At 71.1% G+C, this 15410-nt stretch carries 11 protein-coding genes; 9 read left to right on the plus strand and 2 right to left on the minus strand.

Annotated elements, in window-relative coordinates:
- From AOK09_RS05320 to AOK09_RS05330, 3 genes are all read left to right on the plus strand, one after another.
- The coding region (locus tag AOK09_RS05320) for a discoidin domain-containing protein (protein ID WP_169796992.1) at positions 1-757 on the plus strand (757 nt) is incomplete at its 5' end.
- A gap of 110 nt (positions 758-867) precedes the next feature.
- On the plus strand, positions 868-5166 hold the full coding sequence (locus AOK09_RS05325; RefSeq protein ID WP_055585950.1) for a discoidin domain-containing protein: 4299 nt from the start codon (positions 868-870) through the stop codon (positions 5164-5166).
- 94 nt (positions 5167-5260) lie between these two features.
- Positions 5261-5872, plus strand: coding sequence for a gamma carbonic anhydrase family protein (locus tag AOK09_RS05330; RefSeq protein ID WP_055585951.1), 612 nt, complete (start codon positions 5261-5263; stop codon positions 5870-5872).
- A gap of 66 nt (positions 5873-5938) precedes the next feature.
- Here the strand turns inward: AOK09_RS05330 and fahA are convergent, their stop codons facing one another.
- A complete protein-coding gene (gene fahA, locus AOK09_RS05335) occupies positions 5939-7141 on the minus strand; it encodes a fumarylacetoacetase (protein ID WP_055585952.1) in 1203 nt (400 codons plus the stop codon).
- Positions 7138-8370, minus strand: a complete 1233-nt coding sequence (locus AOK09_RS05340) for a homogentisate 1,2-dioxygenase (protein ID WP_055585953.1) — start codon at positions 8368-8370, stop codon at positions 7138-7140. The genes fahA and AOK09_RS05340 overlap by 4 nt, the downstream gene beginning before the upstream one ends.
- A 310-nt stretch (positions 8371-8680) precedes the next feature.
- On the opposite strand from AOK09_RS05340, the gene AOK09_RS05345 reads away from it, so the two are divergent.
- The 6 genes from AOK09_RS05345 to AOK09_RS05370 form a co-directional block, all read left to right on the plus strand.
- Positions 8681-9961: an extracellular solute-binding protein gene (locus AOK09_RS05345; RefSeq protein WP_055585954.1), complete on the plus strand. Its 1281-nt coding sequence runs from the start codon at positions 8681-8683 to the stop codon at positions 9959-9961.
- A gap of 124 nt (positions 9962-10085) precedes the next feature.
- Positions 10086-11084, plus strand: coding sequence for a carbohydrate ABC transporter permease (locus tag AOK09_RS05350; RefSeq protein ID WP_055585955.1), 999 nt, complete (start codon positions 10086-10088; stop codon positions 11082-11084).
- A 32-nt stretch (positions 11085-11116) separates the two neighbouring features.
- A complete protein-coding gene (locus AOK09_RS05355) occupies positions 11117-12016 on the plus strand; it encodes a sugar ABC transporter permease (RefSeq protein ID WP_055585958.1) in 900 nt (299 codons plus the stop codon).
- A gap of 56 nt (positions 12017-12072) precedes the next feature.
- Positions 12073-13779 (plus strand): glycoside hydrolase family 13 protein, encoded by a 1707-nt coding sequence (locus AOK09_RS05360; RefSeq protein WP_055585956.1) that lies wholly within the window; start codon positions 12073-12075, stop codon positions 13777-13779.
- 1 nt (position 13780) lies between these two features.
- Entirely contained in the window at positions 13781-14827 is a 1047-nt protein-coding gene (locus AOK09_RS05365) for a LacI family DNA-binding transcriptional regulator (RefSeq protein WP_055585957.1), read from the plus strand.
- A 363-nt stretch (positions 14828-15190) separates the two neighbouring features.
- The coding region (locus AOK09_RS05370; RefSeq protein WP_407675347.1) for a hypothetical protein at positions 15191-15410 on the plus strand (220 nt) is incomplete at its 3' end.

Below are 15410 nucleotides of genomic sequence, written 5' to 3' on the forward strand. Positions count from 1 at the left end.
CCCGCAGTGGATCCAGGTCGACCTCGGCTGCGCCTCCCAGGTGAACCGGCTGGTGCTGAAGCTTCCACCGGCCACCGCCTGGGCCGCCCGTACCGAGACCTTCCAGGTGCAGGGCTCCACCGACGGCTCCTCCTGGAGCACCCTTTCGGCGTCGGCCGGGCACTCCTTCGACCCGGCCACCGGCAACACCGCGACGGTGAGCTTCACCCCGGCGTCCGCCCGCTATCTCAAGCTGACCTTCACCGCCAACACCGGCTGGCCCGCAGCCCAGCTCTCCGAGCTCCAGGCCTACGCCGACGGCGGCTCCACCACCCCGCCGCCCAGCACCACCCCGCCCTCCGGCAACCTCGCCCAGGGCCGTCCGGCGACCGCCTCCGGCACCAGTCAGAACTACGGGCCGGGCAACGCGGTGGACGGCGACGCGAGCAGCTACTGGGAGTCGGCCAACAACGCCTTCCCGCAGTGGATCCAGGTCGATCTCGGCAGCAGTCAGAGTGTCGGGCGGCTGGTGCTGAAGCTTCCGCCGGCCACCGCCTGGGCCGCCCGTACCGAGACCTTCCAGGTGCAGGGCTCGACCGACGGCTCCTCCTGGAGCACCCTTTCGGCGTCGGCCGGGCACTCCTTCGACCCGGCCACCGGCAACACCGCGACGGTGAGCTTCACCCCGGCGTCCGCCCGCTATCTGCGGCTGACCTTCACCGCCAACACCGGCTGGCCCGCGGCCCAGCTCTCCGAACTGCAGGCGTACAGCTCCTGACCCTCCCCTGATCGCCGCCGCCCGGCGCCCGGAACCGACCCGGCGCCGGGCGGCGGTCCCACCCTGCCCCCAGGACGAGACACCTCTCCAGGACGAGACAGAGGACGACGATGCGATTCAGACGACTGGTGCCGCGGATGCTCGCGGCGCTCCTGGCCACAGCACTGATGCTGCTGGCCGGACCGGTGGCCCCGCCCGCCTTCGCCGCGGGCCCCTCCAACCTGGCGGCGGGCAGAACCGTCGCGGTGAGCAGCACCAACGGCTCCAACCCGGCCGGCGCGCTGGTCGACGGCAACCAGTCCACCTACTGGGAGTCCGCCAACAACAGCTTCCCGCAGTGGGCACAGGTCGACCTGGGCAGCACCCAGTCCGTCGGCCAGGTGGTGCTCAAGCTCCCGACGGCCAACTGGGGCAGCCGCACCCAGACCCTCGCCGTGCAGAGCAGCGCGGACGGCACCACCTTCGCCACCCTGGCCGGTTCCCAGGGGTACGTCTTCGACCCCGCCGCCAACAACACCGTGCGGATCGCCTTCCCCGCCGCCAACACCCGCTACGTCCGGGTCACCGTCACCGGCAACACCGGCTGGCCCGCCGCCCAGCTCTCCGAGCTGGAGGTCTACGGAGCCGCCGGCTCCACGACCGACCTGGCCGGGACCGCCGTGCTGACCGCCGGGTCCTCCTCCTCCCCGTACACCCCGGGCAACGCCAACGACGGTGACCAGGCCACCTACTGGGAGTCCGCCAACAACGCCTTCCCGCAGTGGATCCAGGCCGACCTGGGTGCCTCCCTGGCCGTGGCCAAGGTGGTGCTGAAGCTCCCCGCCGGCTGGGAGAAGCGCACCCAGACGCTCAGCGTCCGGGGCTCCACCGACGGCACCAACTTCACCGACATCGTGGCCTCCGCGGCCTATGTCTTCGACCCGGCCTCGGGCAACACCGTCACCATCTCCTTCGGCGCCGCGACCCTGCGCTATCTGCGGCTGAACGTCACCGCCAACACCGGCTGGCCCGCGGCCCAGCTCTCCCAGCTGGAGATCTACGGCCCGGCCACCGGGGACACCCAGGCGCCGACGGCCCCCTCCCAGCTGGCGTACACCCAGCCGACGTCCGGTCAGATCGCACTGACCTGGAACGCCTCCACCGACAACACCGGCGTCACCGGCTACGACATCTACGCCAACGGCACCCTGCGGGCGAGCGTCGGCGGCACGGTCACCACGTACACCGACAGCCAGCCGGACAGCGCCACGGTGTCGTACTACGTGCGGGCCAGGGACGCGGCGGGCAACCAGTCGGGCAACAGCAACACCGTCACCCGCCAGGGTGCCACCGGGGACACCCAGGCGCCGACCGCCCCGTCCAACCTGGCGTACACCCAGCCCGCCAGCGGCCAGGTCAAGCTGACCTGGACGGCCTCCACCGACAACACCGGCGTCACCGACTACGACGTCTACGCCAACAACGTCCTGCGCGGCAGCGTGGCCGGGACCGTCACCACGTACACCGACAGCCAGCCGGACAGCGCCACGGTGTCGTACTACGTACGGGCCAAGGACGCGGCGGGCAACGAGTCCGGCAGCAGCAACACCGTCACCCGCAACGGCTTTACCACGGGCGGCGGCTCCAACCTGGCCGTGGGCAAGCCCGTCACCGCCTCCTCCTCGACCTTCACCTATGTGGCGGCCAACGCCGACGACAACGACACCACGACCTACTGGGAGAGCAGCGGTTTCCCGGGCACGCTCACCGTGGACCTGGGCGCCAACGCCGACCTCTCCTCGGTGGTGCTGAAGCTCAACCCGGACAGCGCCTGGGGCACCCGCACCCAGAACATCGAGGTGCTCGGCCGCGACCAGGGCGCCACCGCCTTCACCAGCCTGGTGGCGGCCAAGGACTACACCTTCAACCCGGCGTCCGGCGCCAACACGGTGACCATCCCGGTCAGCACCCGGTCCGCCGCCGTCCAGTTGAAGATCAACAGCAACAGCGGGGCGCCCGGCGGCCAGGTCGCCGAGATCCAGCTGATCGGCACCTCCGCGCCCAACCCCGACCTCACCGTCACCGCGCTCACCGCCTCCCCGGCCGCGCCGGTGGAGAGCGACTCCGTCACCCTGAGCGCGACCGTCCGGAACATCGGCAACGCCGACGCCCCCGCCAGCACCGTCACCTTCCACCTCAACGGCACCGCCGTGGCCACCGCACCGGTCGGCGCCCTGGCCGCCGGGGCCTCCACCACCGTCTCCGCCTCCATCGGCACCCGTGACGCGGGCAGCTACCCGCTGAGCGCCACCGTGGACGAGGGCGGCAAGGTCATCGAGCAGAACGACACCAACAACACCTTCACCGCCGCGTCCCCGCTGGTGGTCAAGCCGGTGGACACCTCCGACCTGATCGCCTCCCCGGTCGGCTGGTCGCCCGGCAACCCCGCGAGCGGCAACACCGTCACCTTCAGCGTGGCCCTGAAGAACCAGGGCACGGTGGCCTCGGCCGCCGGGGCCCACGGCATCACCCTGACCCTCACCGACACCGCCGGCGGCACGGTCGTCCGCACCCTCACCGGCTCCTACAGCGGCAGCATCGCCCCCGGCGCCACCACCGCCCCGGTCACCCTGGGCACCTGGACCGCGGTCAACGGCAAGTACAGCGTCAAGACGGTGATCGCCACCGACGCCAACGAACTGCCGGTCAAGCAGGCCAACAACACCACCACCCAGCCGTTCTTCGTCGGCCGCGGCGCCAACATGCCGTACGACAGCTACGAGGCCGAGGACGGCCGGCTGGCCGGCGGCGCGGCGGTCGTCGGACCCAACCGCACCATCGGCGACCTCGCCGGAGAGGCCTCCGGCCGCAAGGCCGTCACCCTCAACACCACCGGCAGCTCGGTGGAGTTCACCACCAGGGCCAGCACCAACACCCTGGTCGTGCGCTACTCCATCCCGGACGCGCCGGGCGGCGGCGGCATCGACTCCACCCTGGACGTCTATGTCAACGGCACCCTGCTGAAGCCGATCAGCCTCACCTCCAGGTACGCCTGGCTGTACGGCAGCGAGACCTCGCCCGGGAACTCCCCGAGCGCCGGCGGCCCGCGCCACATCTACGACGAGGCCAATCTGCTGCTGGGCACCACCGTCCCCGCCGGATCCACCATCAGGCTGCAGAAGGACGCCGCCAACTCCACCACCTACGCCATCGACTTCATCAACCTGGAGCAGGCCACCCAGCTGGACAACCCCGACCCGGCGACCTACACCGTCCCGGCCGGATTCACCCAGCAGGACGTGCAGAACGCCCTGGACAAGGTACGGATGGACACCACCGGCAAGCTGGTCGGCGTCTACCTGCCCGCGGGCGACTACGACACCTCCAGCAAGTTCCAGGTCTACGGCAAGGCCATCAAGGTGGTCGGCGCCGGACCCTGGTTCACCCGCTTCCACACCCCGGCCGGCCAGGAGAACACCGACGCGGGCTTCCGCGCCGACTCCACCGCGGCGGGCTCGACCTTCGCCCACTTCTCCTTCTTCGGCAACTACACCTCCCGCATCGACGGGCCGGGCAAGGTCTTCGACTTCTCCAACATCTCCGGCGTCACCATCGACGACATCTGGAACGAGCACACCGTCTGCCTCTACTGGGGCGCCAACACCGACGGCGTCACCATCAGCAACTCCCGTATCCGCGACACCTTCGCGGACGGCGTCAACATGACCAACGGCTCCACCGACAACCACGTCGTCAACAACGAGTCCCGGGCCACCGGTGACGACAGCTTCGCCCTCTTCTCCGCCATCGACGCCGGTGGCGCCGACGAGAAGAACAACCTCTACGAGAACCTCACCTCGCTGCTGACCTGGCGGGCCGCCGGGGTGGCCGTCTACGGCGGCTACGCCAACACCTTCCGCAACATCTACATCGCGGACACCCTCGTGTACTCCGGCATCACCATCAGCTCGCTGGACTTCGGCTACCCGATGAACGGCTTCGGCACCGACCCGACCAACTTCCAGAACATCTCCATCGTCCGTGCGGGCGGGCACTTCTGGAACGGTCAGACCTTCCCCGGCATCTGGCTCTTCTCCGCCTCCAAGGTGTTCCAGGGGATCAGGGTCAGCGACACCGACATCGTCGACCCGACCTACAGCGGCATCATGTTCCAGACCAACTACTCGGGCGGCCAGCCGCAGAACCCCATCAAGGACACCGTCTTCACCAACATCTCCATCAGCGGTGCCCACAGGAGCGGCGACGCCTACGACGCCAAGTCCGGCTTCGGCCTCTGGGCCAACGAGATGCCCGAGTCCGGACAGGGCCCGGCGGTCGGCTCGGTGACCTTCAACGGTCTGAAGCTGAGCGACAACGCCGTCGACATCCGCAACACCACCTCCACCTTCACCATCAACGTCAACAACTGACCGAAATAGCGCAAACCTGAGCAGACCGGCGCAGTCCGCCCCGCCACCCGGGGGCGGGCTGCGCCGCCGCACGGCCGTCCTGCATGATCGGTACATGCTCCTGGAACACGAAGGCCTGGTACCGACCGTCCACCCCACCGCCTATGTGGCACCCACCGCGACCCTCAGCGGCGACGTCCGCGTGGGCCCCGGCTGCCGGGTGCTGTTCGGCGCGGTGCTCACCGCGGAGGGCGGCCCGGTGGAACTGAGCGAGGGCTGCATCGTCATGGAGAACGCGGTGCTGCGCGGCACCGCCCGGGACCCGCTCTGGCTGGGCCGCCACGTCCTGGTGGGCCCCGGCGCCTCGCTGGCCGGCTGCGCCGTGGCGGAGGACGTCTTCCTCGCCACCGGGTGCCGGGTGTTCAACGGCGCCTCCATCGGCCCCCGCGCGGAGGTCCGGGTGGACGCGGTGGTCCAGCTGCGGACCGTGCTGCCGGCCGACGCCACGGTCCCCATCGGCTGGGTCGCGGTCGGGGACCCGGCCCGGATCCTCCCGCCGTCCGAGCACCAGGCCATCTGGGAGGTGCAGCGGGAGCTGGACTTCCCCGGCTATGTCTTCGGCCTGGAACGCCCCGCCGAGGGCGGCACCCTGATGCCGGAGCTCTCCCGGCGCTACGGCCGGGCGCTGGGCCGGCACATCGGCGACCGCCCGGTGGGTGAGGCCTGACCCGGCCGCGGGTCCGGACCGCGCCCCCGCGGGGTGCGCAGCCCGGACCCGCGGGCGTGCCCGGCGTCAGGGCAGTACCGTGCCGCTCACCTCGCCGAAGCCGATCCGGATGCCGTCCGCGCCCGGCGCGGTGGCGGTCATGCTGACGGTGTCCCCGTCGGCGAGGAAGGCCCGCTCGTCGCCGTCGGGCAGCCGCAGCGGCTCACGGCCGTTCCAGGTGAGCTCAATCAGCGAGCCCCGCTCGCCCGGCAGCGGCCCGGACACGGTGCCGGAGGCATAGAGGTCGCCGGTCCGCAGCGAGGCGCCGTTCACCGTCATATGGGCGAGCATCTGCGCGGGCGACCAGTAGGTGGTGCGGAAGGGCGGACGGGAGACCACCGCTCCGTTGAGCCTGACCTCCAGCCCCAGGTCCAGCCCCCAGGGCTCCTTCTCCTCCAGATAGGGAAGCGGAGCCGGGTCCTGCGGGGGCACCGCCACCCGGGCGTGCTCCAGCGCCTCCAGCGGCACCACCCAGGGCGAGACGGAGGTGGCGAAGGACTTGCCGAGGAACGGCCCCAGCGGCTGGTACTCCCAGGCCTGGATGTCGCGGGCGCTCCAGTCGTTGACCAGGACCACGCCGAAGACGTGGTCGGCGAACGCGCCGGTCGGCACCGGTTCGCCGAGCTGCGAGGGGGCGCCCACCACAAAGCCCACCTCGGCCTCGATGTCCAGACGGCCGGTGGGCCCGAAGACCGGCTCGCCGCCCGGCCCCAGCCGCTGCCCGCTGGGCCTGCGCACCGGCGTCCCGGAGACGACCACCGTCCCCGCGCGCCCGTGGTAGCCGACCGGAAGCCGCCGCCAGTTGGGCAGCAGCGCCTCCCCGTCGGGACGGAAGATCCGGCCGAGGTTGGTGGCGTGCGCCTCGGAGGCGTAGAAGTCCACATAGTCGGCGACCTCGAACGGCAGGTGCAGCGTCACCCGCTCCAGGGGGTGCAGATTGGTCTCCACCAGCCGCCGCTGCCCGTCCCCGGTGAGCAGGTCGGTGAGCCGGCGCCGGACGTAGGCCCACTCGCCGCGCCCGCGCCGCAGAAAGCGGTTGAGCGAGCCGGTGGCCAGGTCGGCGCCCAGCGGGGTGCCCGCCCAGACCGCCGAGATGTCCAGCACCCGGTCGCCGATGGCCACCCCGACCCGGGGCGCGCCGCCGGGCGGGCTGAACACCCCGTACGGCAGGTTCTGCACCGGGAAGGGCGAACCGTCGGGCACCGGTACCCAGCTGCGGGCGGCGCTCACCCCGCACCGCCGGGCATCTCCAGCGGGCCCTGGGGGCCGCGTCCGCTCCAAGTCCAGGCGTAGCGGCCGTCATCGCAGGCCCGGCCGCCCTCGGCGACCTCCAGCGGGCGGAAGGTGTCCACCATGACCGCCAGCTCGTCGAAGAACTCCGCGCCGATGCTCCGCTCGTACGCGCCCGGCTGCGGGCCGTGGGTGTGGCCGCCCGGGTGCAGCGAGACCGAGCCCTGGCCGATGCCGGAGCCCTTGCGGGCCTCGTAGTCCCCGCCGCAGTAGAACATCACCTCGTCGCTGTCCACGTTGGAGTGGTAGTAGGGGACGGGGATGGCCAACGGGTGGTAGTCCACCTTGCGCGGAACGAAGTTGCAGATCACAAAGCCGGTGCCCTCGAAGACCTGGTGCTGCGGCGGCGGCTGGTGGACGCGTCCGGTGATCGGCTCGTAGTCACGGATGCTGAAGGCGTACGGGTAGAGACAGCCGTCCCAGCCCACCACGTCGAAGGGGTGCTGCGGCACGGTGAGGACGGTGCCGACCACGCCGTCGCCGCCCGGCGCCCGGTGCTTGACGTACACCTCGACGTCCTCGCCGTCCTCCAGCAGCGGGGCGGTGGGGCCGCGCAGGTCGCGCTCGCAGTAGGGGGCGTGCTCCAGCAGCTGCCCGAAGCGGGAGAGATAGCGCCTGGGCGGGGTGATGTGGCTGTTGGCCTCCACGGCGTAGAGCCGCAGCGGGGCGTCGCCGGCGGGTACCCAGCGGTGGGTGGTGGCGCGGGGGAGGACGACGTAGTCGCCCTCGCCGACCTCCAGGGAGCCGAAGACGGTGTCCACCCGGCCGGTGCCCGACTCCACATAGACGCACTCGTCGCCGATGGCGTTGCGGTAGAGCGGGGACGGGCGCCCGGCGGCCACATAGGCGATCCGTACGTCGGCGTTGCCCAGCACCACCCGGCGGTCGGTCACCGGGTCGGCCTGCCGCCAGCCCTCCCCGGGGAAGAGGTCGTGCAGCCGGAAGTGGAACGGCTTCAGCGGATGGTTGGGCTCCTGTTTGGCCTCCGTGAGCGGCCACACCCTGCTGTCGACCATGGCCGAGGGGATGTGGCGGTGGTAGAGCAGCGACGAGTCGGAGGTGAAGCCCTCCTCGCCCATCAGCTCCTCGAAGTAGAGCCCTCCGTCGTCGCGGCGGAACTGGGTGTGCCTTTTGGGCGGCACCGTGCCGACGGTCCGGTAGTACGCCACCTTCGCCTCCTGAGCGACTTCTGCGGCCTGCCGTCCGGGGTCGGGGCGGCAGCAGCTCTCATGACAGTGGGGTGGCCGACGGCTGTCAAGGAAGCGCCGAGGTGGCGTGATCGCGTTCCCGCAACCGGCAGGACACGCAGGCGTAACGATTGAATGAGCTTGCAGAAAGTTGCTGCAAGGCCTTTCCGAACGGCTCGAGCCGCTGTTACGTTCCTCCCCGAGCCCGACGGCTGCGATGGCGCAGTCGGCCCCGGGACAGCCATTATGCGCCGTCCTCCACCATCTCGGGCACCCCTTCAAAGGAGTTCACATGCGGCGTGGCATAGCGGCCTCCGTCCTTGTCGCGGCCCTCGCGGTCTCGATGGCGGCCTGCGGCAGCAGCGGTTCCGACAAGTCGGCCAAGAGCGCCGGACCGGTGACCATCACCTGGTGGGACACTTCGGACGCCACCAACGAGGCCCCCACTTACAAGGCTCTCGTCGCAGATTTTGAGAAGGCCAACCCGACCATCAAGGTCAAGTACGTCAGCGTTCCCTTCGCCGACGCCCAGACCAAGTTCCAGACCGCTGCGGGCAGCAAGGGCGCCCCGGACGTGCTGCGCTCCGACGTCGGCTGGACCCCGGGTTTTGCCAAGGCCGGCTTCCTCGTCCCGCTGGACGGCACCCCCGCCGCCGCGGACACCTCTGCCTTCGAGTCGCAGCTGATCGAGCAGGCCAAGTACAGCGGCCACCTGTACGGAGTCCCCGAGGTCACCGACACCCTCGGCTTCATGTACAACAAGGCGCTGTTCGCCAAGGCCGGCATCACCGCGGCCCCCAAGAGCTGGGACGAGCTCAAGGCCGACGCCGCGCTGGTGAAGAAGAAGGCCGGCGTCGACGGCTTCGCCTTCAACCCCGCCTCCTACTACGCGATGCCCTTCCTCTACGGCGAGGGCACCGACATGGTGGACGCCGCCAACAAGAAGATCAGCGTCAACTCGCCGGCCGCCGTGAAGGGCATCGACACCCTCAAGGACCTGCTGAAGGCCCCCGGCGTGGCCAAGCTGGACACCACGGCCAACGGCTACGCCAACATCATGGACGCCTTCGAGACCGGCAAGGTCGCCTCGATCATCCAGGGCCCGTGGGAGACCACCAACGTCTTCAAGGGCTCCGCCTTCTCCGACAAGGCCAACCTCGGCATCGCGGCCGTCCCGGCCGGCTCCACCGGCAAGGCCGGCGCCCCCATCGGTGGCCACAACCTGGTCGCCTACGCCGGCTCCGACGCCGCCCACCAGGCCGCCGCCGAGAAGCTGATCGCTTTCCTCACTTCGGCGAAGTCGCAGGTCACCATCGCCACCAAGAACGCGACCCTGCCCACCCGCAGCGACGCGTACACCTCCGAGGTGACCGCCAACCCGGGCATCGCGGGCTTCCAGACCATCCTCTCCGCGGGTGTGCCGCGTCCGGCCCTCCCGGAGTACAGCTCGCTGTACGGCCTGTTCCAGACGGACCTCACCAAGATCCTGACCGGCCAGGAGGACACGGCGAAGGGTCTGGGCAACGTCTCCATCCAGAGCAAGAAGCTGCTCTCGGACTACGCCACCCAGTGATCCGCCGGCCGGCCGGCTGCCTTCCCCCTGACGGGAGGCGGCCGGCCGGCTGCAGCCGTGCTCCGCACTCCGACCGGGTGGCGACTCCCGGACCAAGTATGAACCCGTGTGAAGAGGTGTCAGAATGACCGTCGCCGTCGAGGCCGAGGCCCCGAAGAAGCGCCGAGACCGAGAGCCCCGCGCCGGCCTGGTCGGCCGACTGCGGCGCTCGTTCGACCAGTACTGGTACGCCTGGGCCATGGTGGCCCCCGTCGTCGTGGTGCTCGGCCTCCTCGTCGGGTACCCGCTCGTCCGAGGCATCCTGCTGACGTTCACCAACGCCAACAGCCTCAACGTGGGCCGGACCATCGGCGTCAACCACATCCCGGACAGCTACTCCTGGGTGGGGCTGAAGAACTACATCGACATCCTCACCGGCCCGGACAACCAGTTCTGGCCGCACTTCATCTGGACCATCGTCTGGACCGTGGTCTGCGTCGCGCTGACCTACGGCACCGGACTGGTGCTGGCCGTCCTGCTCAACCGCAAGATGCGCGGCCGCTCCCTCTACCGCCTGCTGCTCATCCTCCCGTGGGCGGTGCCGACCTTCGTCACCGTCTTCGCCTGGCGTCTGCTGCTCTCCGACGGCGGCGGCGTCAACACCCTGCTCGGTGCGCTGCACCTGCCCGAGCCGGCCTGGCTGAGCGACCCCTTCGCACAGCAGGTCGCCGCCATCGCGGTGAACCTCTGGGTCGGTGTCCCCTTCATGATGGTCTCGATGCTCGGCGGACTGCAGGCCATCCCCAGCGAGCTCTACGAGGCCGCCGAGGTCGACGGCGCCACGCCCTGGCAGCGCTTCACCCAGGTGACCCTTCCCGGTCTGCGCCCGGTCAGCAGCACCGTCATCCTGCTCGGCATCATCTGGACCTTCAACCAGTTCAACGTCATCTACCTGCTGTTCGGCGGCAGCAACAGCGACGGCGTGCAGATCCTGGTGACCTACGCGTACAAGCTCTTCTTCGGCCAGCAGCCGCAGGACTACGCCGGCTCGGCGGCCGTGGGCATCATCTGCCTCTCGCTGCTCGTGGTCTTCACGGGCTTCTACCGCCGCTGGCAGGCCCGTAACGAGGCGGTCCGGGCATGAGCACCGGCATCGAGCGCACCGCAGGAGACTCCATGACCACCACCGCAGTCCGGCCCGAGACCCCCGGCACGGCCACCCGCCCCGCCCGCCGTCCGCAGCTGCGCGGCGAGCGCAGCAGGGCGGCCTCGCTGGGCCTGCACAGCGTCCTCGGCGTGGCCGCCTTCATCGCGGCCTTCCCGGTCGCCTGGATCCTGTACATCTCCCTGGGGCCGGGTGAGTTCGACTACCAGCACGCAAGCCGGATCCTCGGCAAGGCGACGCTGTCCAACTACAGCTATGTGATCCACCACACCGGTTTCCTCACATGGCTGATGAACTCGGTGATCGTCGGTCTCGGCACCATGCTGGTGGGTGTCCTGATCGCCGCCAGCGCCGGCTACGCCGTCTCCCGGATGCGCTTCCCCGGCCACGGCACCCTGATGTACAGCTTCCTGCTCACCCAGATGTTCCCGGTGGCGGTGCTCATGGTGCCGCTGTACAAGATCATGGCGAGCCTGGGCCTGCTGGACACCTACGGCGGCCTCATCCTCATCTACTGCACCACTGCGGTGCCCTACTCCGCCTGGCTGCTCAAGGGCTACTTCGACACCATCCCGGTGGAGATCGACGAAGCGGGCCAGATCGACGGCCTCACCCCCTTCGGCACCTTCTGGCGGCTGATCGTGCCGCTGGCCAAGCCCGGCCTCTCGGTCGCGGCCTTCTACACCTTCATCACCGCCTGGGGCGAGGTCGCCTACGCCTCGCACTTCATGCTCTCCGAGGGGAAGTACACGCTCTCGGTGGGTCTGCAGACCTACATCAGCCAGTTCAACTCGCAGTGGAACTACATGGCGGCGACCTCGGTCCTGATCGCCATCCCCGCCGCGATCGTCTTCTACCTGGTCCAGAAGCACCTGGTCGCCGGCCTGACGGCCGGTGGAACCAAGGGCTGACGTTCCCGCCGCAGCACGGCACCCGCTACCCCGCTCTCTCGTATCCAAGGGATCCCATGACCCAGCACCTGGCCGATCTCGCTCGGCACGCTGTCGACGCCCCCGCCCGCGACACCCGCACCGGTGCCGCTGCCGAGCCCGCCGGCAAGCCCAGAGGCTGGTGGCGGGACGCGGTCATCTACCAGGTGTACCCGCGCAGTTTCGCGGACTCCAACGGCGACGGCATGGGCGACCTCCCCGGCATCCGCAGCCGCCTCCCGTACCTGCGCGACCTCGGCGTGGACGCCGTCTGGCTCTCGCCGTTCTACGCCTCCCCGCAGGCCGACGCCGGCTACGACGTGGCCGACTACCGCGCCATCGACCCCATGTTCGGCACCCTGCACGACGCCGACGCGCTGATCCGCGACGCCCACGGGCTCGGCCTGCGCGTCATCGTCGACCTGGTGCCCAACCACTCCTCCGACCAGCACGAGTGGTTCAAGCGGGCACTGCGCGAGGGCCCCGGCTCGCCGCTGCGGGAGCGGTACCACTTCCGCCCCGGCAAGGGCGAGGACGGCGAACTGCCGCCCAACGACTGGGAGTCCATCTTCGGCGGCCCCGCCTGGACCCGCACCGAGAACCCCGACGGCACCCCGGGCGACTGGTACCTGCACCTCTTCGCCCCCGAGCAGCCCGACTTCAACTGGGAGAACCCGGCGGTCGCCGACGAGTTCCGCTCCATCCTGCGGTTCTGGCTGGACATGGGCGTCGACGGCTTCCGGATCGACGTCGCCCACGGCCTGGTCAAGGAGGCGGGCCTGCCCGACATGGGCTCCCACGACCAGCTGAAGCTGCTGGGCAACGACGTCCTGCCGTTCTTCGACCAGGACGGCGTCCACGAGATCTACCGCACCTGGCGGCGGATCCTGGACGAGTACCCCGGCCAGCGGATCGCCGTCGCCGAGGCCTGGACCCCCACCGTCGCCCGCACCGCCAACTACGTCCGCGCCGACGAACTGCACCAGGCCTTCAACTTCCAGTACCTCAACACCCCCTGGGACGCCGCGGAGCTGCGCCGGGTCATCGACCTCTCGCTGGACGCCATGCGCCCGGTCGACGCCCCCACCACCTGGGTGCTCTCCAACCACGACGTGGTCCGCCATGTCACCCGCCTGGCCGCCGAGGGCGCCGACGCCGAGGCCGCCCAGCGGCGCGGCCGCGCCGCCTCGCTGCTGATGCTGGCGCTGCCCGGCTCCGCCTACGTCTACCAGGGCGAGGAGCTCGGCCTGCCGGAGGTCACCGACCTGCCGGACGAGGTCCGCCAGGACCCGGCCTTCTTCCGGGCCGCGGGCCAGGACGGCTTCCGCGACGGCTGCCGGGTGCCGCTGCCGTGGTCCGGCAGCGAGGCCCCGTACGGCTTCGGCCCCGAGGGCGCCTCCAGCTGGCTGCCGCAGCCCGCCGAGTGGGCCGCGCTGTCGGTCGAGGCGCAGACCGGCGACCCGGCGTCCACCCTGGAGCTGTACCGCAGCGCCCTGGCCATCCGCCGCGAGCACCCCGCGCTGGGCGCGGGCGACTCGGTGACCTGGCTGGACGGCCTCCCCGAGGGCGTGCTGGCCTTCCGCCGCGACGCCGCCGACGGCTCCTTCGTCTGCACCGTGAACCTGGCGGCCGAGCCGGTCCGCATCCCCGCCCCGGGCCGTCTGCTGCTGGCCTCCGGCGACGCCCCGCTGCTCGACGGTGAGATCCTGCTGCCGACGGACAGTGCCGTTTGGTGGGCCGTCTGACATGGGTGCAATAGGCTCGGGAGCTGTGACTACGGCGCGACTGGCGGACATCGCGGTGCAGGCGGGGGTTAGCGAAGCCACCGTCTCCCGCGTTCTCAACGGCAAGGCAGGGGTATCGGCTGCGACCAGGCAGACGGTGCTCGCGGCACTCGACGTGCTCGGCTACGAACGGCCGACCCGGCTGCGGCAGCGCAGCGCCGGGCTGATCGGGCTGGTCACCCCGGAGCTCAACAACCCGATCTTCCCGGCGTTCGCGCAGGTCATCGAGCAGGTGCTGAGCCGGCACGGGTACACGCCCGTGCTGTGCACCCAGACCCCGGGTGGCTCCACCGAGGACGAACTGGTGGAGATGCTGGTGGAGCGCGGGGTGTCCGGCATCGTCTTCGTCTCCGGGCTGCACGCCGACACCACCGCCGACCACGACCGGTACGCCAAGCTGACCGGCCGGCAGGTGCCGTTCGTGCTGATCGACGGCTACAGCGACCGCATCTCGGCGCCCTTCGTCTCCCCCGACGACCGGGCGGCCATGCGGATGGCCGTCCAGCACCTGGTGGAGCTGGGCCACGAGCGGATCGGCCTGGCCGTCGGCCAGCGCCGGTACGTCCCGGCGCTGCGCAAGGTGGAGGGCTTCACGGCGGCCCTGCAGGAGCTGCTGGGGCAGTCCCCCGAGCAGGCCGAGTCCGCGGTGCAGCACACCCTCTTCAGCGTGGAGGGCGGCCACGCCGCCGCGGGGGCGCTGCTGGACAAGGGCTGCACCGCGATCGTCTGCGCCAGCGACATGATGGCGCTGGGTGCCATCCGCGCGGTGCGGCAGCGGGGGCTCAGTGTGCCGCAGGACGTCTCGGTGGTCGGCTTCGACGACTCGCCGCTGATCGCCTTCACCGAGCCGCCGCTCACCACCATCCGCAAGCCCGTGGAGGCCATGGCCACCGCGGCGGTGGACGCCCTGCTGGAGGAGGTCGGCGGCAACCCGGCGCAGCGCGCCGAGTTCATGTTCCAGCCCGAGCTGGTGGTCCGCGGCTCCACCGCGGCCGCCCCGCGCGACTGACACCGCGCGACCGACCACCCGGTGCCGGCCGGGTGCCAGGCCCCGTCCCGTGCGCCGTCCCGGGCGCACGGGACGGCTTGCGTCAGGGGGCGCGGTACGGCGTGCGTCAGGGGACGCGGCACGGCGTGCGCCGTGGACCCCGCGCCGGAGCAGTGCCGTCGGCGCCGTACCGCACGCTCCCCGGCGTCCGCGGGGCGCCCGCCCGCGCGCGCCGGGAGCGGGGTGCGCGCCCGCGAGGGGGCGGACGCCGGCCGGCCGCCCCCGAGCCCCACGGGCGGTTCCCGGCAAACCGCGGCACCGCCCCCCTCCGCTGCCTAGGCTGCTGAGCGTCAGCTGGAGCACAGCCGTCCGGGGGGACGCCGTATGGGCCGCGAGAACGACGCAGAGAGCCAGCCGCCACCCGGGGGGCCGCACCCGCCCGGGGTGGGCCGCCGTACCGCGCTGCGCTGGGCCGCGGCCGGTACCGCGCTCGCCGCCGCAGTGGCGGGCGAGGAGGTCCTGCGCCGCACCCTCGGCGGTGACGGCCGGGCCCCCGCAGGCGACGGCGCCGCGCCGGGAGACACCGCCCGCGGACCGGCAGCAC

The organism is Peterkaempfera griseoplana, from assembly GCF_001418575.1.
In the GTDB taxonomy this organism is placed as follows: Bacteria; Actinomycetota; Actinomycetes; order Streptomycetales; family Streptomycetaceae; genus Peterkaempfera; species Peterkaempfera griseoplana.